We start from the raw sequence: 22,630 nt of genomic DNA, 5'->3' as shown, positions 1-22,630 counted from the left end.
ATGGCAGGGAATAACCAATTACCAAAAATTAATGGTCAAAAACAAGTCGCTAAAAGTCGTTTATTTACGATAGAGCAACTTGATTTAACCTTTAGTAATGGCGTACAACGTCATTATGAGCGTATGCTTGCTTCAGGAAGTGGTGCGGTAATGATAGTACCTATGCTTGATGATGATACCTTATTGTTAGTGCGAGAATATTGCGCTGGTACTCACAGTTATGAACTTGGTTTTCCAAAAGGCCTGATCGATCCTGGTGAAAGCCCAGAGCATGCGGCAAACAGAGAGTTAAAAGAAGAAATATCGTATGGCAGCGAACAATTAATACCCCTTTCTCAGATGATGATGGCACCTGCATTTTTTAATGCAAAAATGGACATTTTTATCGCTCGAGGTTTGTATGCTGCAGAATTAGAAGGTGATGAACCTGAGCCATTAGATGTGGTACCTTGGGCAATTAAAGATTATAAAAAGTTATTACAACAACGTGATTTTAAAGAGGCACGCAGTATCGCTGCATTAATGTTGTTAATTGATCACATTTTCCCTAATAAATTAGCCAATCAGGATTAAACATGAGTAGCATAAGTGATGAAAGGTTATTAAATATTGCCCTTGATAGCGCTAAAAAAGCGGGTATTGAGGTGATGAAATATTATCGAGATAAGAACTTCACTGCTGAGCTAAAAGAAGATGAAAGTCCGGTAACGTGTGCTGACATTGCTGCCAATGATATTTTGATGGATCAACTCAGAACATTAACGCCGGATATTCCTATAATATCTGAAGAAGTAGGTGCAGTCTCCTTAGCCCAACGTAAAAATTGGTCTAAATATTGGTTGCTCGATCCTATTGATGGTACTGGTGAGTTTATAATTGGTAGTGGTGATTTTGCTGTTAATATTGCGTTAGTTGAAAATGGCTGGCCAAGTATTGGCGTTATTCATGCGCCTGATCATCATTTAACTTATTATGCTCAAACTCATCTTGGGGCTTTTAAAGAGTGTAACGCCCAAGGTAATGTTCAGGGTAATGCTCAAAAGGGAATAAGCCAGTCGAGTCATCAAATTCATGTCGCTGATTATCAAGATAATCGTCGTATTAAAGTTGCTATCAGTAGACGGCAACAACTACATTTAATGGGACAATACTTAAACGATGATTATGACTATGATTATGTTGCTTTAGGTAGTTGTTCGCTCAAAAATTGTTTGATTGCTGAAGGTGGTGCCGATTGTTATATACGCGTTGGTGTTACGGGTGAATGGGATACAGGTGCTAGCCAATGTATCTTAGAACAAGCAGGCGGCACTATTATAAACAGTGAATTTAACCCCATGACTTATAACAAAAGAGAAAGCTTGCTTAACCCTGATTTCCTTAGTTTAGGCAATCAAAACATCCATTGGAAGGATGTTATAAAAGCACATCGAAAGGTTTATTGATTTTGTATTTTATTTTCGTTATCAAATTGTTCTCGCGGTAAAATATTAACGCTTTCATGAAGCTCTGAATATACTATTACCGCGCTGCCTTGTTGCAACTGTAATTTAACTTGGGCAATTTTATCTGCTTTACTGGCATCAATTACGCCATACTCCGTACCTTCGCGTAAAATAAAATCCTCAATAATGGCGGTTAGCGTCTCTTCGTTAATTTGTTCTAATGGGATTATCATCTGTTATTTCTCGGTATCTATAGTTAAATATTCATTTAAAAAATCTGGAACACGTTGTTCTAACCAATATTTTGGTTTTAATGGGTTATTGCCATGAATAAATCCAACATGACCACCATTGTTCGACACTTCAAATGTTAAGTGTTTGGGTAGTTTTTGTTGTGGTATTGAGCGCTGATGATTAAGAAAGGGATCATCAGCGGCATGTATAAATAAGCACGGCTGCTTAATTTTTGCCATGACCTGATTACCACTGGCTTGTTGATAATAATGCTGTGCATTTGTAAAACCATTAAGTGGCGCCGTGACATAATCATCAAACTCATAGAGCGTTTTTATGCTTTCAATCTTTCTTTTATTGAGGTTACTGATTACTTTTGTCGTTATTTTTTCTAAGGTGCTACTTTTAAGCATTTGTAATAAATACTTTTGGTATAATCGAGAAAAACCTTGGTTAATATGAGCACTGCAACTGGCTAAGTCTAATGGTGCGCAAATAACAGCTGCTGCACGATATGGGTTATTAGGCACTTGTGCTAAATATTGGGTAAGTACATTACCCCCTACAGAAAAACCTAACACCGAAAATGCACAATGTTGATAACGAGCAATAAGCTGCTCGGTTAAATAACGAATGTCTCTTATGTCTCCTGAATGATAGGAGCTTGCCTGCCTGTTTGGTTTACCGCTACAACCACGAAAATGCATCAATACTGCGATCCAACCACGACTTCTGATGGCATTAAGCATCCCTTTAGCATAATGACTATCTTTTGAACCTTCTAGGCCGTGCAATATTACAATTATTGGTTTAGTATTATTTTTTTCTGGTCGCTCTGTCCAGGCTAAATCAATGAAATCGCCGTCAGGTAATTCTAGAGTTTCAGCGTAAGTGATGAGTTTTTGATTACGTCGAAAAAATTTAGCAACTAGCGTTTGAGCGTGGGCGTTAGTGAGCCACCAAGCAGGTTTGAATTTACTCGCAGAATACATGTTTAGTAATACTAGGGTAGGATAAATTAGATTGTACGGTAAAGCGTTTGGTTAGGCTATCAACATATGATTAAACTCAATGATGAAGTATTTTAATGTATTGAAGGTAATAATATACTACCTTTGCACTTACTATATTATCACGGTTATTAACCATAACGTTTAGTATAGCAAAGGTATTAACGTTGTTTGATAATCGAACAGTGCTTTACGTTATTTTGTATCTTCGTTAATATTTTTAAGAAAATAATAAACATAAAATGCGCAAATACCCAGCATAATAACCATGCCACCAAAGGCAAACATAACAACGGGATCACTAGTTAACATTTTAAACAAATCCATGGGAAGCTCCTTATATTTTGTATTGCTAATATTATAAGAAGTTGCAATCAACTAGTACGTGATTTAGATCAATAGAAGTTCTTCTTTTGAGCCATTTCGGCTTTTAATTTCTCCTGTTCTTTGATTTTTTTATAAATCTGGTTGGCTTTTTCGATGGCACTATCTCTTTTCCCTTTTGATAGTTGACGTTCATCTATTAAGCGACTTTGGTTAGCATCAGGATAACTATTCCAAGAAGCAATGGTGTTCCATACTAGTGACATTTCAGTGCTTTTTTCTACGCCTTTACCTTCACTGTATAATAAGGCTAGGTTGTATTGCGCTAAAGCGTAGTTTTGATCAGCAGCATTTTGATACCAACGGGAAGCTTTAAAGTCATCTTGTTTTACGCCTGTGCCATTAGCAAACATTACGGCTAAATTGAATTGAGCACTTGCAAGACCTTTTTTAGAGGCTTTGTAGGTTAACTCATAAGCTTTTTTTAAGTCTTGTGGTACTAGTTTTCCTTCACTATAAATTAATGCTAATTCAAATTGGGCGTCAGGATAATTTTGTTTAGCTGCTAGTTCAAATAAGGCTAGCGCTTTCATGCCATCTTTAGCAACACCATAACCATGCTGGTAAACAATAGCCATTTGATATTGAGCTGGTGCGTAGCCTTCAACTACTAAGGGACGAAACTGTTCAATAGCCGCATGAAATTCACCACGATTCAACTCGTAAATGCCAAGTTCTAGATCGTTAGCTTGGCTTAGTGTTGAAAAGCCGCTAAGTAATAAAAAAAGTAATGATACTATTTTTTTAGTTGGTACTATTTTAGTTAGCATAGTTTTCTCTTTTAGTTTGATGACGTAGGTGTTGATTAATGTATATTAATTATAGTGTAGCTTAAATTTTAATTTATGATGTTTGGATCTCTTCAATTTTTTCAGCTAATTCTAACCATAACATTTCATTTTCTTCTACTTTATCTTTTAAACTTGCTTGTAGCTTTAATTGTATCGTTAGTTCACCTTTACGTTCTGCTTGGTAAATCTCACTGTCACTAAGTAGTGCTTCTACTTGCGTTAATTCATCTTGCCATTGGTGAATTTTTTTCTCTAATTTATCCGCCTCTTTACGCAGTGGTGCCGATTTTTTTCGTAGTTCAGCTTGTTGTTGACGTAACTGTTTTTTATCTAATCCTTTGTCTGCTGTACTTTTATTACTTCCTATCGCTTGTTTTTTATCATCATTAAGCCATTGTTGATAATCATCAATATCGCCACTAAAATCACTAACTTGGCCGTTAGCAACTAGGTAGAATTCATCAACACAAGATTCTAATAAAAACCTGTCATGGGCAATTAAGATGATTGCGCCACCAAAGTCTTGCAAAGCCATCACTAGCGCTTGACGCATTTCTAAATCTAGATGGTTGGTTGGTTCATCAAGTAATAACAGCTGTGGCTTTTCTAAAACAATCAATGCTAAGACTAAGCGTGCTTTTTCACCACCAGACATGGTATTAACCGATTCTAATGCTTGATCACCGCTAAAGCCAAACTTACCTAGAAAGCTTCTAGCTTGTGGTTCGCCTAAAGCAGGCTGGGCGCGAATAATATGATCAACAGGACTTGAGCCACTGTGCAGTTGTTCTAGTTGGTGTTGTGAAAAATAACCAATTTTTAATTCTTGAGCACAATAACGTTCACCATTTAGCAGCGCTATTTCACCGGCTAAAGATTTGATTAAGGTTGACTTACCTGCACCATTTCGCCCCAATAAGCCAATGCGACTGCCGGGCACTAAGGTTAAACCAACCTCATTAAGAATAATGGTTTCAGTGTTGTAACCACACTGACTTTCCGTTAACGATAATAAGGGATAAGGCAGGCTCTCTGGTTGCTCAAAGCTAAAAGTAAATTGGCTATCAACATGGGCAGGAGCTAAATCGGGTAATTTTTCTAAGCGTTTTAAGCGACTTTGTGCTTGTTTGGCTTTACTGGCTTTTGCACGAAATCGGTCAACAAAGGCAGTTAAATGAGCGGCCTCTTTTTGTTGTTTTTGATATTGCGCATCTTGCTGTGCTAAATGTTCACGTCGTTGTCGCTCAAAGGATGTGTAATTACCGCTATAAAGTTTGGCACGCTTATGTTCAATATGTAAAATTTGACCGATAACGGTATCAAGGAAATCTCTATCATGAGAAATAAGCACTAAGGTGCCAGTAAAACGCTTCAGCCAGCGTTGTAGCCAAATAACCGCATCTAAATCCAAATGGTTGGTGGGTTCATCTAGCAGTAGTAAATCAGCACGGCTTATTAACGCTTGCGCTAAGTTTAAGCGCATGCGCCAACCACCAGAAAAATCTTTGACCGGGTTGACTAATTGATTTTGCAAAAAACCTAAACCATGCAGTAACTCACCAGCACGAGCGGGTAAGCTGTAACCGTTAATGGTGTCTATTTTATTAATTAAGGTTGCTTCTAAATTACCATCGTCATTTGTCCTAGCTTGCTCTAATTGTTGTTCGAGCAGGCGAAATTCTTTATCACCGTCCATCACATAATCAAGAGCAGATTGCTCAAGCGACGGTGTTTCTTGTTTAACGGTCGCTATTTCCCAAGTACTTGGCATACTCAAGTTTCCTGCATCAGGAGATAGTTCTCCTAATAAAGCCGCAAAAAGAGACGATTTACCACAACCATTACTGCCCACTAAACCTACTTTATGATTGGGATGAATAGTGAAGCTTGACGCGTTGATTAGATTTTTTGCGCCTCTATCTAAGCTTAAGTCGGTTGCAGTGATCAAGAAAATGCCCTAATAATGAGATTTGAATAATTCGAGACTATTGTCGCTTTTCCTTAGGGGGTAGTTCAAGGTAAAATAGTCTAAATAGTATTTATTTTCCCTTTTGAGAACATTGTTGTGAAAAATAAGATTAAAAAAAGATTTATCGCGGGTGCTGTTTGTCCTAAATGTAAGGCGCAAGATACGATGGCGTTAACTAAAGAAAATGATGTTGAAAAAGTCACCTGTGTTAGTTGTGGAGAACAAATGACACAAAGTGAACCTCAAGTTGAAGAAGTGGTACGCCAACATGAGCAGGTTATTGGAGTCTTTAAGCCTTAATAATATAGTAGTGTGGTTACCAAGGGATTATGACAGGCAGCATAAGCTCATTGCTGCTAGTGGGAGTCCATCTCAGAACGCTAACTGTTGCCATAATGCGGTCTAAATTTTTAGAACAATCACGTCCACTTTTATGTCCGCTATCTTCAAGAATAGCTGACATTAACAGTATTTTCCTATCTAGCTTTCGCCCCCTTTGTGAGTTATAAGCTATAAATCAGTGGCCAGAATTACTTAGCCACTACAGAGAGTGTCATTGTTAGGACGAACGATAAACTGGTTATCGTAGTTAGTTAACTCTGAGAAATGCTCAAAGCTATTCCAACCATTACGTTCATTGAATGGGTTACCTACTTCAGCCATATCATTTGCGATAACAGCCTCAAGTTGAGCATCTGTATATAGGTCAGTAGTTGTTGCTGCCGTTGGAATAGAATTTGCAACAATCGCAAATGTACCGATTAGTGATGCTAATATTAATTTTTCATGGTTCTATTCCTTATTTAGTTGCTACAGGCACAGTCCACTCACCTGCGAAGTACGCTGGAGTAGGTTTGTATAAACGGATTAGATAGTTCCAACCGTCAAGAATTTCAATGCTGTTCTCTACTGATGTATCATTAGTAAAGTTAACAGTTACTGAACCGTCGCCATTAGGAACAGCCGATTGGCTGTTGATAACGTGTGAGCCAGTTTCAGTAGATAGGAAGCCTTCTTCGTTGTAGACAGTCACTGACCAAAATGCATCATCAGCTACTGGCACATCATTCAAAGTAATTGAGTATGCAGTTTCGCCGTCATTGTGCTCTGGGGTACCTTGAACATATGTGGCGTTGTCAGCTGCCCAACCACCCCATGCAATAGCAGTACCGATTAGATGATGAACCATGTTCACGTCTTCAGCATTTTTACCGTATGTGTAGATGTAATCAGTATGGTTCTCACCGAGTGCACGAAGATTTTCACGGATAGGAATTAATGTATCCATATCAGGAACAGGTAGGTCTTCAAGGTTACCTTTGTCAGCTTGTGTGAAAGTCATAGCATTTTGAGCTATACGAGCTTTATCTAGGTCACCATCGTTAACGATATTGACCATAGTACGACCAATCAGAGATGCATAACGACTTCCAGCTATCTCTTCAGTAAGTACATATTCACCAGCTTCAGAGTAAACGATAGGTGCATAGTGACCTTCATTTACCACTAATAGCGTTTGGTAGCGACCATCAGTATCAGGCATGTTGATTGTCACGGGAGAACTTAGGTCAACAATTACTGCTGTGTATAACGTATCAACGTTGCTACGAACAACGGGTTGACGGTCAAGAGGAGTAACTACTGGTTGATGGAATACTTCACCGATACCGCCTGTGATTTGCATCATTCCATGCATCATTGCATGAGTTTCTTTCTCAGCGAAGTTATCAATTGTTACTGGTTCAGCTCCTACAACTACAGAGGCTACTGTGGCTGCAAAAACACCTGCTAATACATAACGACCTGGATTTAAAAATTTAACCATCGTATTTCACCTTTCTATTTAGTGGATGTTACAGGTGCGCCCAATGTAAGACTCACTTGCAACAATCTTTTGAATGTGGAGCTATTATGATGGAGAGGCGTTAATGGGTATGTGTGGAGGAAGCTTAATAATGTGTGTTTATTTAAAGGTAAAGTATCTGATCAGCAGTGTCCGTCTGGTGGGCTCATTTAGCGTTTAATATTCAACGGTAATAAAGCGTCAATGTCGGGTTCTAGTTTGGAGAATTCATCTAAACATTTCAATACGTAATCAAATGGGATAAGTCTATTAGCTTTGGCGGTTTATATAATACTGTAGAGTGCTGCGCTAGCATAATAATGTACACAATAACGTCATAACTCAAATCAAAATGTTTTTTGCTCTGAAAAAGGAAAAACAACAAGATTTAGCCTATAATTTAACCACCCAAAAAAAGAGGAACTATATTATGAGTAATCAACATTCTTGGGAATTATCAATGAATCAAATTGAAAATTGTAGCTGTAGTCACGGATGTGGCTGTCAGTTTGGCGGTTTCCCAACCAGTAAGGATGGTGGCTGTGAAGCAATACTAGGCTTTGAAATACTTAAGGGTCACCTAAACGACTTAGACTTAAGTGGTTTGAAAATGGTGTTTGCTGCCGCTTGGCCAAGTGCTATGCATGAAGGTAATGGCAAAGGTGCTCTTTTTATCGATAACAGTGCTAACGAAGAACAAGTCGGTGCGCTTGCTACCATAATGTCAGGACAAGCAGGTGGTATGCCTGTTGAGGTACTAGGTACTTTGTTTAGTGAATTTGATGGACCAATAATGGCTGATATTAAGTTAAATAGGCAAGACTATACATCAACGGTAACAATAGAGGGAATTATTGAGGTTGAACAAGAGCCACACATTAACCCCGTTACTGGCGATATTAATGAAGTGCATATTTCCTTCCCTAAAGGCGGCTTTATGTGGAATGATGGTTTTGCAGGAAAAACCAAATTAATGAAAATTAACCATGGCAATATGGCTTTTAATTATAGTGATACCTTTGCTGCAAATGCTGTTGTTAATTGGCCAAATGCTTAAATAAAGATACATCAATGCCTGATTACAAAATGGTATTAATAAATCGAACTTTTATCATTATTAGTGTGTGCCTACTCATTTATTTGAGTTGGCATTACATGCTTTATGATATGACTATGAATATGGATCCAGTAGCAAGTTGGTCTGTGGCTGATGTATTCATGCTGTTTATCATGTGGGCTATTATGATGGCAGGAATGATGCTGCCATCGGCAATTCCAGTAATATTATTGGTTGATAAACTAAACCGACAACGTATTTCGTCAAATCAAACCTACACACCAACCATTTTTTTTACCTTCGGCTATCTCATAATTTGGTGCTTATACAGTTTAGTTATTACCTTTTTGCAGTATTTTCTACACCATTTAGGTCTACTGACACCAATGATGGATAGTGCGAACCTAAGCTTTAGTGCGTCAATTTTAATCATTGCTGGTATCTATCAATTTTCTTCATTCAAACAAAACTGTTTAAATCTGTGTAGATCACCATTGTCTATGCTTAGTAAAGATTGGCAAGAAGGTTTTAAAGGTGCATTACTCTTAGGCCTAAAACACGGCAGCTATTGCGTAGGCTGTTGCTGGTTTTTAATGACGGTATTATTTGTAAGTGGGGTAATGAATCTAAAATGGATCCTTATTTTAACGCTGGTAATTGTTGTAGAAAAAGTCATGCCAAAAGGAGAAATAATCAGTAAATACTTAGGTGCATTACTGATTGTTTTTGGATTAAGTTATTGGTTCTAGGTAAAACGCATCAACTTATCTGCTAAAAGCGAGTTGCGAATAGAGTATAATCATGACGACCAAGATCATGATATTGATGTTCAACAAACCTTCACTGAGCAACTCAAAAGAAAATAGTAAAATGTCCGCTTAGTTGAATATGAATGGCATAATGAGCTTTCAGGAGACATCGAACTACCAATACTCGACTGGCGAGTTAGTCACCAGACTGTGTGAAAACTCTTGATCACTTTCTGGTCTAATACTCAGTTTTTTATGATCAGCTTCAGCTTCATCAACAGGGGCATCACTTAGACCGAGTGAAAATATTGCCGAGGTATTAGATTGTTTTAATAGTTCTTTCATAGTAATTACTCTTATTAAGCATAGAAGGAATAAGCAATGTTAAGGCACAGAGAAAGTAACTTAATATTGATAGACTTTTCTATAAATGAAAAATGACTTTATGTGAAAGCCACGACTACCCGTAGACAGTTACCAAGACTCAAACCGCTCCAATTAAATAAATAGATATAGCGTGTCTGAAATTATAATGAGACATGTTAAATTAGGTAGATACTATGATATCAACATTTAAACTCAAGGCTCTTAGCTAACATTAAGCTTTCACATAACTCAAAATACAAAGGTAAATACGCCTAGACATGTGTAATTCCTAGCACTTATAATCACAGTATTCCTGTAAAATTTAACATATTTAATTTAAGGCACTCAAATGAAAATATTATCTTTACTGATTATTTTGACACTATTTATCTCTAACACTGCACTTGCAGAAAAACCTGAATGGGCAGGAAAAGGTAAACCCACCAAAGAACAACTCAAAGCTCATAAGGAGTCGATGAAAGCTAAAAAAGGTGTAGAGAGCGAATATGAAAAAATGGAAGAAAAGCCTGAAAAAACTAAAGATAAAAAGAAAAACAAGATAAAAGGAGACAAGCAAAAATTAAGGGCTATCTCAGATAAGGAGAAAAATAAAAAAGCTTACAAAAGCAATAATGAAATAAGAAAACAAAAAACTGGTAAAGACAAAACAGCAGAAATAAAAGAAAAAGCAGTTAAGTCGGAAGTTAAAGAAAAAACAGATAAAGATAATAGTGCAGAAAAAGCTAAAGAAGTTAGAAAAAAATGGTGGCAGTTGTTCTAAAATACTAAAGTTAAAACTCACATTTATAAATCACTAATTTAAGGAAAAAACATGAAAAAAATTATTACTCTATTTTTAGCTATTTCTCTTCTTACTGCTTGCTCTCCAAAAGTAGGAAGTGAAGATTGGTGTTCTGATATGAAAGAAAAAGACAAAGGTGATTGGACTGCTACAGAGACTAAAGACTATACAAAACATTGTATTTTTTAAAGTAATTAAACAAGCCTTTAAAATCGAAAAATAAAAGTTGGCTACGTATTTTAAAATACGTAGCCAACTTTTACTTTACTGCTTAAAGTAATAAAATATAATATGAACCATTTCTTGGGTTGTTCTGAGTGGGAAAATTAGCAATGTCTGCCAGTAGTATTATGTTGGTTTACAAACTAACAGCGGAATGTCATTTTTAACCCTACTCATGTCAGGTTTATTGCCACAGGCAGGTATGAGCTAGGCACCTTAATAATGTGGCGGTGGTGGTTCTATCTCATCTTTATCTGATGACATGCTACCTGCATCTTTTAGACGATTTGCCACTAATTGAATTTGCTCTTTCAGCTCTGCCATTTGCGTTTGATGTACAGCCAACTCTTTACTGAGTTGCTCTATCACATCATCTTGAAAAATATTGCGAGATTCCAGCGCATTGATGCGCTCTTTGAGTATACTGATTTCTTTATTTTGATTGTCGTTCGTCATTGACTTAATTCTATTCTTACAGGTTAGTGTGCTTGGGGAATACGCCAAAGTTCAGCATATCCAGAGGAGCTTTCTGTTATTAGGGTGTTATTATCGCTAAATGCGAGACTATAAACAACGGCTCCTGTCGGTCTATTTGCTTCTTTAGGGGTAACACGCCAATTAGCCGTTCGTTTTCCTGTGGCGACATCCCACACGCTAACTTTACTACTCGCTGCCCCTGTCACTAAGGTTTTGCCATCAGGTGAAAAACTCACAGAGCTAAATACTTCGTGACGTTTAGTGCCTTTTAGCTTAGTGATTAGTTTACCCGTTTTTAAATTCCATATATGGGCTGATTTCATGCTATCAGCCGAGAATGCAAAACGGCCTTGGCTATCAAGCGCCACTTGTGATACTCGGCTAGTGTGATTGAACTGATAAATAACTTGTCCTGATACGGTGTCCCAAACATAGGCAATAAAATCATTACCGCCTGACATGGCAACTCTGCCGTTGGGCATCATATCAACGGTATTTATTTTTTCTTTATGACCTAAAAACTCTAAACGCCTGCCAGTATCCACAGCGACATGTACCACGACACCATTACCTTTGCCAATAAGTAAGTAATCACCATTGTTGCTAACGGCAATATCACGTATGTTTGACTCACGTACCTGCCAGTAACCTTCAGATTGACCAGTATTCATATTCCACAAAGCAAAATTTTCTCGGCTAGCGGTGAGTGCGTGGCTATTGTTATTACTAATATCAATAGCTAATACTAAATTATCACTACTATCTTGCTTTTGTGCCCATTGATACGTTAATGCGTTCTTTTCTAAGTCCCAAACGCTAATGCCGTGATGAATAGAAGAAATCACACTCCACTTGCCGTCATTAGATATGTTGCCAGCATAGCTGCCTTCTATTGCGTGTTGAAATCTTTCTATGGGTTTATCGCCGGAAGGACTGCATGCGAGTAAAAAAATTCCAGACAGTAACAGAGTAACTGAGATTTTCATCACTGATAACAAGTACTTTTTAGGTTTTGAAAAATTAAGCAACATATTAGGTCTTTTTTATTTTATCGTTTCTCGTTAGTATATACTCAAACCACCTCAATATGCGAGTTTCAGGACGCTTGAGCGAATCATGTTCAAGGCGTACTTTTTATTAATGGTTGTTCAGGGGAATATGCTCCTGCATCCTCTAATAAGCTACGTCCATGTAACGTCCTTAAAAATAGATGCAACGACGAGCATGTTTTGCTCAGTCGTCCCCACAGGGCTGGTTTAGAAACGCTTTATGCTGTGTTATTGATTTTGAAAAGGGGTAGCCATTCTCTTTAATCAATGCTTTGCCTACATGGATGTAGGTACTTAGGTTCAGTCGGGAACTATGAACCTGTGCCTAAAGACGTTTCTAATTCCAGCTGAATTCTGTATCTTGAGGTGGCTTGAGTATAAGGCGTTTTTTTAAATTGTTTAGCTTTATTTTAGTTTAGCTAGAATGATAAATGGATTGGGGAATTCTCCAATTGTGATGTTTTAATGGAGAAATAAATGAAATTATTTAAACCCACTTTAGTTGCGGTTGCTTTATTAGCTGTGGCTGGTTGTTCAGAAGGCACCAAAAAAGAAGAAGCAAAAGCACCGGTATTACCAGTATTAGACACTGAAATACAAAAACAAGCTTATGGCTTAGGCGCTTCTATTGGTAGTTACATGCAACGTAATTTGGATGAGCATGACAAGTTAGGGTTATCGCTAGATAAAGAATTAATTGTACGTGGCTTTGTTGATAGTATTAACGATAAAGCAGTGATTGAACAGGAAGAAATTCAAGCATTGTTGAAGAATTTAGAACAAAACATGAAATCGAAACAACAAGAACTATCAGTAAAAGAGGCAAAAGAAAGTTTAGAAGGTGGTCTTAAATTTCTTGAAGAAAATGCCAAGAAAGAAGGCGTACAAGTCACTGAGTCAGGCATTCAATACTCAGTTTTAACGGAAAGTGAAGGTGCAAAACCTGTGGCTACTGACACAGTAAAAGTACACTATAAAGGTACTTTTTTAAATGGAGAAACTTTTGATAGCTCATACGATCGTGGTGAACCAGCTGTATTTCCATTGAATCGTGTTATCAGAGGTTGGACTGAAGGCGTGCAACTTATGTCAGTTGGATCGAAATTTAAATTTACTATTCCTTCAGACTTAGCATACGGGCCAAATGGTAATCCGCCACGTATTCCTGGTAACTCAGTATTACAGTTTGAAATTGAGTTATTAGAAATTCGAAATATAGAGTCAGCTCCTGAAGTTGTTGAGCAGCCTACTGCAGAGAAATAAGTACGAGTTACTAGTAAATAGTTACCCGTAACGTAATGCGTTTTGAAAGCCATCTGCAAAATATTGTAGGTGGCTTTTCTTTTAATTAATACCAGTTTCATTAATTAGGTGATCTATTTTATAAGTAGGGAAAACGGTCAAATACAAGGCGTTTATTTCAATAACTAGTTGTTCTAGCAATTAAATAAATAACGAAGTAGTTGGTCGTTTTAACAAGTAGAAATAATCACATAGTTAGTGAGATTGGTATAAATAGTACTTTTGGTGCAGGTGTAATTAACAAATTGGTACAGATGAAATGAAAAAACTTTTAATCATAGGTTGGGTTTGGCCTGAGCCTAATTCTTCTGCAGCAGGTAGTCGTATGTTGCAATTAATAGAGTTCTTCCTGCAACAAGCTTATAGCATAACTTTTGCGTGTACTGCTCATCGTACTGAGCATATGGCTGATTTAGATCAGCTGAATGTCGACTGCATAGACATTCACTTAAATTGCTCAAGCTTTGACGTTTTTATTGATAACCTACAACCTGATGTGGTGATGTTCGATCGCTTTATGATGGAAGAACAGTTTGGTTGGCGTGTTAGTGAAAAGTGTCCACAAGCATTGAGAATATTAGATACTGAGGATTTGTTTTGTTTACGAAATGCTCGTCATAATGCTTATAAACAAAATCGAAGCATGACCAATGCCGATTTGTTGGGTTCAGATTTAGCTCAAAGAGAGGTTGCAGCAATTTTTCGTTGTGATCTAACGTTAATGATTTCTCCCGTAGAAATAGCATTGTTGACTGATCTCTTTAAAGTCGATGCTAGTTTATTGCATTACCTACCCTTTGTTTTTAATCAAGAACAACGTCAAAAAAATAATCCTTCTTATCATCAGCGACAGGGCTTTATTTCTATTGGCAATTTTCGTCATCCACCTAATTGGGATTGTGTATTATGGCTAAAACAACAGATTTGGCCATTAATTCGTCAGCAATTACCGAAAGCTGAATTGTTGATATGTGGCGCTTATCCCCCGCCCAAAGCGACTGATTTACATGATGAAAAAACAGGTTTTTTGGTTAAAGGCTGGGTTGATGATGCGGTACATGCGATGCAATCTGCGCGAGTATGCTTAGCGCCTTTGCGTTTTGGTGCTGGTATCAAAGGAAAATTGGCTGAAGCGATGCTATGCGGTACTCCTTCGGTTACTACCGATATTGGTATTGAAGGTATGCAAACCCAATTAGCATGGCCGGGTATGGTAGCTAATGAAGCGCAAGCGATTGCTGATGCAGCGGTTAAACTTTATCAACAAGCTAATGTTTGGAAAATAGCCAGTGAATTAGGCGCAACAAATGCGGAACAATTATTTGAGCAAGTTAGACATTTTAAAGCGTTATCAGACCATATTGATGGGTTGCTATATAATTTAGAGCAACATAGGCAACATAATTTTATTGGCACAATGTTGAATCATCATCACCATAAAAGTACTAAGTATATGTCTCAATGGATTGAAGTAAAAAACAAGTTGGTATAATGCAGCGTAACTATAACGATTCTTCTAATATTTTAGTTAATCGCTGTGCTGCTAATAATAACCTTTGCTCCATAACAACTTGATGGTGGTTCAAATAATTATCCGGTAATCTTATTTTACCTGTCAGTTTCTGGCAGCTGCCATCGTTGTTTGATTGGCAATAGTTTAAGCTAGCACTTTTTGCTAATTGAAAAGATTCATCAGCCCATAGCCAAACTTGTCCCGTTTGCCAGTTTGGCTGCAAATGTTGATGCCATTTTTCTGTTAGTAACGCTAACCACTTTGCTTTACTGTGCTTGCCTTTATATAAAATACATTCATCCCAATACCAATGTAAGTTCTTACATTTCGTCGCTAAGTGGGAAAATTCCACTCTGTTGCCACCTAAGTCATCCGCGAAACTGATATGCAAAGGTTGATGAATATCACCTAGCCAATGACCTAAAAAAAGTAAGGCTTGTACTTGTTGCCACTTTGCATCGTTTTTGGTTTGAGCTAATGTTTGTTGATGTTTTAAAATAGCTTGAGGTAGACAGTTTTTACTGCAATCGTTGGCTCTTATGTTAATGTGATCACGCGGTACATTCATATAATGCCAAGGATTATATGACTTAAACTCTTCTAAACGTTTGATTGCATCAGCCCAAGTACAGGCGTTAGCAAAGGTTATTGGACTGTTTTTCTTTTTATAATTAAAATTATTAATTAAGTGCTGATGTTTTGTTGGGATAGCGTTAAGTAAAGCGGATATTTGGGTTTGTTTGGTTAAGGATAAATGTTCAAAAGCTAATTGACAGACAATTTGGTGACCCAGTTTTCCTAAAGCAAAGCTAGGGTTAGAAAAAGTAAAAAATATCAAGATGAAAAAAAATAGCTTTATTGTCAAAATTTAGTCCTTTGATTTAGCTTTGTCTGTCGAGAACAAAGCTAATTATTTATATCTATGTAAGCAAAAAATCACAAGCGTGATGTTGATGGAATGGCCTTAATCAACAAATATTTCCATTTCTTCACCAATTTGCTTACGCATCTCCATTAATTTTACTGCAGTATCGTGCTGTTTCTTATCGGCTTCTGTTACAGGAACCCACTGAGGTACTTGCTCAGATTGACCGTTTTGATCAACTGCCACCATAATGACAATACAATGGGTAGTTAAACGACGATTCAATGATTTTGGATCACACGCATTAACTTCTAGTGCGATATGTAGAGAAGATTTTCCAGTGTAAATAACTTTGGCTTCTACTTCGACTAAGCTACCGACATGGATTGGGGCAACAAAACGAATGCCACCAGCGTATGCGGTTACACAATAACGACCACTCCAACCTGCCGCGCAAGCATAAGCGGCTAAATCAATCCATTTCATCACCGCGCCACCGTGGACTTTTCCGCCAAAATTGACATCTTGTGGTTCAGCTAAAAATCGTAGGGTAATATCCCGTTGTGGTTTTTTCATTTTATTTAGTGCTCTAAAGTTGCATATTAAAAGAAATTTATATTGTTAAGGTGTTATTAGCAAATAATTAAGCGCTTTTTCTTCGATGCATATAAATTATATGCATCGACTAATAGAGTTGATAGTAGTCTGAACTCGGGTGGTATAGCCTATTTATCAAACAAGGTTGATTTACTCTTCAAAAATAACGACTAAAGAACCGCAATAAAGTGTTATTTTTAGCAATGTGCTTGATTGATGAAATAATAACGATAGTTTCGGGTCATCTATCTATACCCGTTCCATTTGAAGATGCATGATTCAGCTGGAATTAGGCACGCCTTTAGGCAAGGCATTGATTGAAGATAATGGTTACTCCCTTATCAAAATCAATAACGTAGCATAAAGCGTTCCTAAACCAGCCCCTTGGGGAAGGCTGAGCAAATCATACTCTGCGTTACATTTCTTTTTAAGGGAATAACCCTTAATAAAAAAATGCGCCTTGATTATAAATCGCTCAGACTTCCTGAAACGAGCATCTTCAAGTGGAGCGGGTATATACATCATTAGAGCATTTTATTACTACCATTGAGAAAGCCAAACTTGAGGTACTAAAGTTCAGCAATCTTATAGTAGACATAAATAATTGATACAACTAAAACGATTAACGAGGTAAACATGGATAATATGTACAGTATGCTCAGTTTATTGGAAAAACTATCGGTTATTTTTATTTTTTTTATAGGATTGGGGGTTTTAGCCATAATCTACATGTATATCGTTGATCGAACACAGACGAAGCAGGCTATACGTCGTAATTATCCTGTTATTGGACGGTTTCGATATTTATTTGAAAAACAGGGTGAATTCTTCAGACAGTACTTTTTTTCTATGGATCGAGAAGAGTTACCATTTAATAGAGCTGAACGGAGTTGGGTTTATCGTGCGGCAAAAAATGTAGATCGCACTATTGCTTTTGGATCAACGCGAAATATTGAGCTGACAGGAACTATCATGTTTATGAACTGTGCGTTTCCAACTTTGGAAGAGGACGCGGTTCCACCAAGTACGATTACTTTTGGTGATGGTTGCCGGGAGCCTTATAGTACCGATTCATTATTTAACATTTCAGCCATGAGTTATGGTGCGCTATCTGCACCGGCAGTTAAAGCACTTTCAAATGGAGCAGCCAAAGCTGGGTGCTGGATGAATACTGGTGAAGGAGGGGTGAGTGAACATCACCTAGCGAGTGGCGCTGATCTCGTTTATCAAATAGGGACAGCAAAATATGGCGTGAGAGACGAGCAAGGACAACTATGCGATAAAAAGCTAGCCGAAGTGGCAGCAAAGCCACAGATTAAAATGTTTGAAATTAAAATGAGCCAAGGAGCAAAGCCAGGAAAAGGCGGGATTCTACCGGGTAATAAAGTGACGGCAGAAATTGCGAAAATACGAGGCATACCACAAGGGGAAGACTCAATAAGCCCTAATGCTCACCCGGAAATAAAATCAGTACAAGACATATTAGTTATGGTTAATAGGGTAAGAGATGTGACTGGAAAACCCGTGGGTTTTAAAGTGGTTATTGGTGAGTCGTTGTGGTTAACCGCGCTCTTAGAAGAAATAAATAGTCAGGGATCTGAGTTTGCGCCTGATTTTATCACCATAGACAGTGCTGACGGCGGTACGGGAGCTGCTCCGCAACCGTTAATGGATTATGTAGGTTTACCGTTAAAAGAAAGTTTACCCTTAGTTGTTAATTTACTGATTAAATATGGTCTACGAGATCGTATTAGGGTTATTTGCTCAGGCAAGCTTATTACACCCTCTAAAGTTGCTTGGGCGCTGGCGGTTGGTGCTGATGCAGTGAACTCCGCAAGAGGTTTTATGTTTTCTCTGGGGTGTATTCAATCATTGCAATGTAATAAAAATACCTGTCCAACAGGAATAACCACGCATAATGCAAAATTACAACAAGGACTGGATCCCGCAGATAAGGCGGAACGTGTGGCTAATTATCATAAATATGTACAATATGGTGTTGGCTTATTAGCACATTCTTGCGGTGTAAAGCATGCGAGAAAGTTATCGCGTCGACATGTTCGTATTATTCAAGATAACGGATTGTCAGTAGCATTAGATAAATTATATCCCTATAATCATGCTGAAAAGTAGGAACTTATCCATCTTTTAATAAATAATCAATTGGAAATAAAAAAGCCTTTCTCAAAGAGAAAGGCTTGAAATGCTCGCTTTATGGTCTTGTTGAACAAGCCTCTTATTATTTATTCTTTCTAGCTGCTTTTATTCTTTTTATTAGACTTCCTTGCTAGTGCAGCTATTTTATAACAAAGCGTTTTCTCCACTGCAACAACTTTAATAGAGTATAAACTCGACTATTTTCTTCGTAGCGGGTGTTATTTTGCTACTTACTTGGCTAAGTAACTGATTATAAATCTATTTAAAGATAGCGAATATTGAATAATATAAAAAAACATTTTAACTTTTTATGGAACATTTGTTGAAGTTAGTAAAAGCAATTGATTTGGCGCATAGATCCAAAATTGTACCAGTGCTAGAATACTCGGCATAAATTTCTCGTTATCTATACCTGCTCCATTTAAAGGTGCTCGTTTCAGGAAGTCTGAATCATGCATCTTCAAGTGGAACGGGTATATATTAATGACAACGAGAGCAAGCAAACAGTAAATGAATTTAGAGGATTTATTGGTGACCGAATTAAAAAATGATAATTATTTACGTGCGTTATTAAAACAACCAGTAGATTACACCCCTGTATGGATGATGCGTCAAGCAGGACGTTATTTACCTGAATATAGAGAAGTTCGCAAAGGCGCTGGCGATTTTATGTCGGTTTGTCGTGATGCTGACTTAGCGTGTGAAGTAACTATTCAGCCTTTACGTCGTTTCAAACTTGATGCCGCTATTTTGTTTAGTGATATTTTAACTATCCCTGATGCGATGGGCTTAGGATTGTATTTTGAAACCGGTGAAGGTCCTAAATTTACTAATCCTATTACCTGTAGAGCGGATATTGAGAAAATAGGCATTCCTGATCCAGAAGATGAGTTAGGTTATGTAATGAATGCCGTACGTACTATTCGCAAAGAGTTGAAAGGAGAGGTGCCGTTAATTGGCTTTTCAGGCAGTCCGTGGACGTTAGCAACGTATATGATTGAAGGTGGCAGCTCAAAAGCTTTTACTAAAATCAAAAAGATGATGTTCTCAGATCCGCAAAGCTTGCACTTGTTACTTGATAAGTTAGCAGACTCTGTCATTACCTATCTTAATGGTCAAATTGCCGCTGGCGCACAATCAGTTATGGTATTTGATACTTGGGGTGGCGTGTTATCACCGCGAGATTATAAAGACTTTTCACTACAATACATGGCGAAGATAGTTGATGGCTTAACTCGCCATGCAGATGGCCGCCAGGTGCCAGTTACCTTGTTTACTAAAAATGGCGGTATGTGGCTAGAAGATATTGTCGCGACAGGCTGTGATGCGGTAGGACTTGATTGGACGATTGATATTGATAAAGCTAAAGCGCGTGTCGGTGATAAAGTTGCTTTGCAAGGAAATATGGATCCGTCAATGCTATATGCACCTCTACCTCGTATTGAAGAAGAAGTAGCGAAGATATTGGCAGGCTTTGGTCATGGTGGTACAGGGCATGTGTTTAACTTAGGTCATGGTATTCATCCTGATGTTAAACCTGAGCATGCAGGGCACTTTATTGAATCAGTACACCGATTAAGTAAGCAATACCACAAGTAAAAAGTGACGAGATTTTAGTAATAAGGGTAGCGAACTCTTTAGAGTTTGCTACTACTTTTTAACTCGTACTTCGACTGTTCGTACCTCACGCTCAGTATGAATGGACTTTTTGTCTATTTTTAGGCTCATTATGAACAGACCTTTCCGTTCGCTCTGAGCCCTAAGCCCTGAGCCCTGAGCTTGTCGAAGGGTCGAAGGGATCAGTCTTCTTCTACATCATAAGCGCTAAAATCAGTAACGCCCTTTTTTTCTAAGATGCGACGCACGCTTGCAGGTAGCTTTTCATTATTATCTTTTGCTAAATCTTCATCATCAGGTAAAGGTTGGCCGGTGAAAGCATGTAAAAATGCTTCACATAATAGCTCACTGTTAGTCGCGTGGCGTAAATTGTTTACTTGGCGCCTAGTTCGTTCATCTGTTAACACTTTCAAAACACGTAAAGGAATTGATACGGTAATTTTTTTTACCTGTTCACTTTTTTTTCCATGCTCGGCATAGGGATTTATATATTCGTCATTCCACTGAGCCATGTTACTTCCTCAATTATTATTCTAGTTATCTTATTATACCAAATGAAATAATGAATTAGTCAATTCAGAGCTGTGTCAGGTAAGTTAGAACAAGCAAAATTTGTGCGTATATAGTTATTCTATATCAAACAAATTTGTGAGGTTATCACTTTCCTGACAAGCTCCCAAGGGCGAGTTTAAAAGGTTTATATGCCGCGTTATTGATTTTGACAAGGGAATAACCATTCTCTTTAATCAATGCCTTGCCTCTTAACCTTTTAATTCTCGCTGAATGAACAACTCACTACTTCAATTGGTATTAGTTATAAGATAGATTTTACTGGTTGTTGAAACTCAGTCAAGTAGAAGTTTAGATGTCTAAAAAATCTTGACCTAAATAACCAAAGAGTTTAGAGTTATAGACGTCCAAACATCTAAAAAAACATATGAAAAATTCATATGTAAAATCAAGTAAAAAAGTGATTGAATAAGAGGAATTTATATGTCGATCAATAAAATCACCACTGCTGCGGTGCAAGCCGGTATTAATATCGACCCACATCATGGTGCTGTGGTTGCGCCTATTTATTTATCAAGTACTTATTCATTAAAAGGCTTTAATGATAAGCGTGAATTTGACTATTCTCGCACTGGCAACCCAACGCGTGCTACTTTTGCTCAAGCTATCGCTACATTAGAACAGGGCAGTGTTGGTATTGTTACCAGTACAGGAATGGCTGCAGTACATTTAATCTGTCAGTTATTATCAACAGATGATTTGGTGGTGATTCCTCATGATTGTTATGGCGGAAGTTTTCGTTTATTTACCCATTTAGCCAAGCGTGGTCAATTCAAATTAATTGTAGTTGATCAAAATGATCAGAAAGCGCTAGCAAAGGCGTTAGCGCAAAAACCTAAATTAGTTTTATTAGAAAGCCCAAGCAATCCGTTATTACGCTTGGTAGATATTGAGCAAGTCACTAAAGCTTGTCATAAAGTAGGTGCTTTAGTGGCGGTTGATAATACTTTTTTATCGCCAGCCTTACAGCAACCACTGTTACTTGGCGCTGATATTGTTTTTCATTCCACGACTAAATACATTAACGGTCATAGTGATGTTGTTGGTGGTGTTGTCGTTACTAAAGAACAAGCGCTAGGTGAAGAGTTAGCATGGTGGGCTAATTGTATCGGTATTACTGGCAGTGCTTTTGATAGTTTTTTAGCTTTACGTGGTTTAAAAACCTTACCTATACGTATTAAACAGCACCAAGAAAATGCTGAAAAAGTGGCTGCTTTTTTAAAGAACCATACTGCTATTGATGTTGTTTACTATCCAGGATTTACTGATCATCCTGGTCATGATATCGCTAAAAAGCAGCAATCAGGTTTTGGTGCTATGTTAAGTTTTGAAATAACAGGCGGCGTCAATGCCGTGAAAAAATTGTTTGATAATTTAAGCTTATTTACCTTAGCGCAATCTTTAGGCGGGGTAGAGAGTTTGATCAGTCATCCGCCGACAATGACGCATGCTGGTATGGAAGAAGCTGCTCGGCTAGAAGCGGGTATCACAGATTCATTGGTGCGTATTTCTGTGGGTATCGAAGCTATTGAAGATATTTTAGCTGACTTGGCGCATGGTTTAGAGCAAAGTCAAATTGCTTAGTGACAAAAGATCTAAAGAGTAAAATTA

General features: G+C 37.6%; 25 protein-coding genes. 12 read left to right on the top strand and 13 right to left on the bottom strand.

What is annotated here, in order from left to right; translation table 11 throughout:
* Together nudE and cysQ are read left to right on the top strand one after the other, a co-directional pair.
* Positions 1-573 (top strand): ADP compounds hydrolase NudE, encoded by a 573-nt coding sequence (gene nudE, locus DWA31_RS14005; RefSeq protein WP_114327195.1) that lies wholly within the window; start codon positions 1-3, stop codon positions 571-573.
* 2 nt (positions 574-575) lie between these two features.
* On the top strand, positions 576-1,445 hold the full coding sequence (cysQ, locus tag DWA31_RS14000) for a 3'(2'),5'-bisphosphate nucleotidase CysQ (protein ID WP_168427352.1): 870 nt from the start codon (positions 576-578) through the stop codon (positions 1,443-1,445).
* On the opposite strand, the gene DWA31_RS13995 is transcribed toward cysQ, so the two are convergent.
* The 5 genes from DWA31_RS13995 to DWA31_RS13975 all read right to left on the bottom strand — a co-directional run bounded on the left by DWA31_RS13995 (position 1,439) and on the right by DWA31_RS13975 (position 5,812).
* Positions 1,439-1,678 (bottom strand): YheU family protein, encoded by a 240-nt coding sequence (locus tag DWA31_RS13995; RefSeq protein ID WP_114327194.1) that lies wholly within the window; start codon positions 1,676-1,678, stop codon positions 1,439-1,441. The two genes, cysQ and DWA31_RS13995, sit on opposite strands and share 7 nt — an antisense overlap.
* Positions 1,679-1,681: 3 nt before the next feature.
* A complete protein-coding gene (locus DWA31_RS13990; protein WP_114327193.1) occupies positions 1,682-2,671 on the bottom strand; it encodes a hydrolase in 990 nt (329 codons plus the stop codon).
* A gap of 213 nt (positions 2,672-2,884) precedes the next feature.
* Positions 2,885-3,016: a DUF3149 domain-containing protein gene (locus tag DWA31_RS13985; RefSeq protein ID WP_114327192.1), complete on the bottom strand. Its 132-nt coding sequence runs from the start codon at positions 3,014-3,016 to the stop codon at positions 2,885-2,887.
* A 68-nt stretch (positions 3,017-3,084) separates the two neighbouring features.
* On the bottom strand, positions 3,085-3,843 hold the full coding sequence (locus DWA31_RS13980) for a tetratricopeptide repeat protein (RefSeq protein WP_114327191.1): 759 nt from the start codon (positions 3,841-3,843) through the stop codon (positions 3,085-3,087).
* A 73-nt stretch (positions 3,844-3,916) separates the two neighbouring features.
* Entirely contained in the window at positions 3,917-5,812 is a 1,896-nt protein-coding gene (locus DWA31_RS13975; protein ID WP_114327190.1) for an ATP-binding cassette domain-containing protein, read from the bottom strand.
* A 117-nt stretch (positions 5,813-5,929) separates the two neighbouring features.
* On the opposite strand from DWA31_RS13975, the gene DWA31_RS13970 reads away from it, so the two are divergent.
* A complete protein-coding gene (locus DWA31_RS13970; protein WP_114327189.1) occupies positions 5,930-6,133 on the top strand; it encodes a YheV family putative zinc ribbon protein in 204 nt (67 codons plus the stop codon).
* A gap of 234 nt (positions 6,134-6,367) precedes the next feature.
* Here DWA31_RS13970 and DWA31_RS17585 read toward each other — a convergent pair whose 3' ends face one another.
* Positions 6,368-6,496 carry a DUF1254 domain-containing protein gene (locus tag DWA31_RS17585; RefSeq protein ID WP_136038001.1) on the bottom strand — a complete coding sequence of 43 codons (129 nt, stop codon included), beginning with the start codon at positions 6,494-6,496 and terminating at the stop codon, positions 6,368-6,370.
* A gap of 136 nt (positions 6,497-6,632) precedes the next feature.
* Positions 6,633-7,658, bottom strand: a complete 1,026-nt coding sequence (locus tag DWA31_RS13965) for a DUF1214 domain-containing protein (protein WP_114327188.1) — start codon at positions 7,656-7,658, stop codon at positions 6,633-6,635.
* A 448-nt stretch (positions 7,659-8,106) separates the two neighbouring features.
* Here DWA31_RS13965 and DWA31_RS13960 point away from each other — a divergent pair, with 448 nt between their 5' ends.
* A complete protein-coding gene (locus DWA31_RS13960; RefSeq protein WP_114327187.1) occupies positions 8,107-8,733 on the top strand; it encodes a DUF1326 domain-containing protein in 627 nt (208 codons plus the stop codon).
* A 14-nt stretch (positions 8,734-8,747) separates the two neighbouring features.
* The gene (locus DWA31_RS13955; RefSeq protein WP_114327186.1) at positions 8,748-9,482 is read left to right on the top strand and encodes a DUF2182 domain-containing protein; all 735 of its coding nucleotides are present in this window, start codon (positions 8,748-8,750) and stop codon (positions 9,480-9,482) included.
* Between the two features lie 174 nt (positions 9,483-9,656).
* Here DWA31_RS13955 and DWA31_RS17245 read toward each other — a convergent pair whose 3' ends face one another.
* Positions 9,657-9,827: a hypothetical protein gene (locus DWA31_RS17245; protein ID WP_168427351.1), complete on the bottom strand. Its 171-nt coding sequence runs from the start codon at positions 9,825-9,827 to the stop codon at positions 9,657-9,659.
* Positions 9,828-10,197: 370 nt separating this feature from the next.
* Here DWA31_RS17245 and DWA31_RS17240 point away from each other — a divergent pair, with 370 nt between their 5' ends.
* Complete coding sequence (locus tag DWA31_RS17240; protein WP_114327185.1) at positions 10,198-10,629, top strand: hypothetical protein; 432 nt, start codon at positions 10,198-10,200, stop codon at positions 10,627-10,629.
* Between the two features lie 51 nt (positions 10,630-10,680).
* Positions 10,681-10,839 carry a DUF3012 domain-containing protein gene (locus DWA31_RS13945; RefSeq protein ID WP_114327184.1) on the top strand — a complete coding sequence of 53 codons (159 nt, stop codon included), beginning with the start codon at positions 10,681-10,683 and terminating at the stop codon, positions 10,837-10,839.
* Between the two features lie 249 nt (positions 10,840-11,088).
* Here DWA31_RS13945 and DWA31_RS13940 read toward each other — a convergent pair whose 3' ends face one another.
* Both DWA31_RS13940 and DWA31_RS13935 read right to left on the bottom strand, forming a co-directional pair.
* Positions 11,089-11,328: a SlyX family protein gene (locus DWA31_RS13940; protein ID WP_114327183.1), complete on the bottom strand. Its 240-nt coding sequence runs from the start codon at positions 11,326-11,328 to the stop codon at positions 11,089-11,091.
* Between the two features lie 23 nt (positions 11,329-11,351).
* Entirely contained in the window at positions 11,352-12,380 is a 1,029-nt protein-coding gene (locus DWA31_RS13935) for a WD40 repeat domain-containing protein (RefSeq protein ID WP_245942628.1), read from the bottom strand.
* Between the two features lie 495 nt (positions 12,381-12,875).
* Between DWA31_RS13935 and fkpA the strand changes: the two genes are divergently transcribed.
* Both fkpA and DWA31_RS13920 read left to right on the top strand, forming a co-directional pair.
* Positions 12,876-13,661 carry an FKBP-type peptidyl-prolyl cis-trans isomerase gene (gene fkpA / locus DWA31_RS13925; RefSeq protein WP_114327182.1) on the top strand — a complete coding sequence of 262 codons (786 nt, stop codon included), beginning with the start codon at positions 12,876-12,878 and terminating at the stop codon, positions 13,659-13,661.
* A gap of 298 nt (positions 13,662-13,959) precedes the next feature.
* Complete coding sequence (locus DWA31_RS13920; protein WP_114327181.1) at positions 13,960-15,192, top strand: glycosyltransferase; 1,233 nt, start codon at positions 13,960-13,962, stop codon at positions 15,190-15,192.
* A 10-nt stretch (positions 15,193-15,202) separates the two neighbouring features.
* On the opposite strand, the gene DWA31_RS13915 is transcribed toward DWA31_RS13920, so the two are convergent.
* Complete coding sequence (locus tag DWA31_RS13915; protein WP_168427350.1) at positions 15,203-16,078, bottom strand: S1/P1 nuclease; 876 nt, start codon at positions 16,076-16,078, stop codon at positions 15,203-15,205.
* Between the two features lie 99 nt (positions 16,079-16,177).
* Positions 16,178-16,654 carry an acyl-CoA thioesterase gene (locus DWA31_RS13910; protein ID WP_114327179.1) on the bottom strand — a complete coding sequence of 159 codons (477 nt, stop codon included), beginning with the start codon at positions 16,652-16,654 and terminating at the stop codon, positions 16,178-16,180.
* Positions 16,655-17,311: 657 nt separating this feature from the next.
* Between DWA31_RS13910 and DWA31_RS13900 the strand changes: the two genes are divergently transcribed.
* Together DWA31_RS13900 and hemE are read left to right on the top strand one after the other, a co-directional pair.
* Positions 17,312-18,808 (top strand): FMN-binding glutamate synthase family protein, encoded by a 1,497-nt coding sequence (locus DWA31_RS13900; protein WP_114327177.1) that lies wholly within the window; start codon positions 17,312-17,314, stop codon positions 18,806-18,808.
* 555 nt (positions 18,809-19,363) lie between these two features.
* Positions 19,364-20,431, top strand: coding sequence for a uroporphyrinogen decarboxylase (hemE, locus tag DWA31_RS13895; RefSeq protein WP_114327232.1), 1,068 nt, complete (start codon positions 19,364-19,366; stop codon positions 20,429-20,431).
* A 200-nt stretch (positions 20,432-20,631) separates the two neighbouring features.
* Here hemE and metJ read toward each other — a convergent pair whose 3' ends face one another.
* Positions 20,632-20,961 carry a met regulon transcriptional regulator MetJ gene (gene metJ / locus DWA31_RS13890; protein ID WP_114327176.1) on the bottom strand — a complete coding sequence of 110 codons (330 nt, stop codon included), beginning with the start codon at positions 20,959-20,961 and terminating at the stop codon, positions 20,632-20,634.
* 481 nt (positions 20,962-21,442) lie between these two features.
* Here metJ and metB point away from each other — a divergent pair, with 481 nt between their 5' ends.
* Positions 21,443-22,603, top strand: a complete 1,161-nt coding sequence (gene metB / locus DWA31_RS13885; protein ID WP_114327175.1) for a cystathionine gamma-synthase — start codon at positions 21,443-21,445, stop codon at positions 22,601-22,603.
* Positions 22,604-22,630: the final 27 nt, after the last annotated feature.

The organism is Candidatus Colwellia aromaticivorans (genome assembly GCF_003333305.1).
GTDB lineage: Bacteria > Pseudomonadota > Gammaproteobacteria > Enterobacterales > Alteromonadaceae > Colwellia > Colwellia aromaticivorans.
This window is presented reverse-complemented; position numbering and strand designations above follow the sequence as displayed.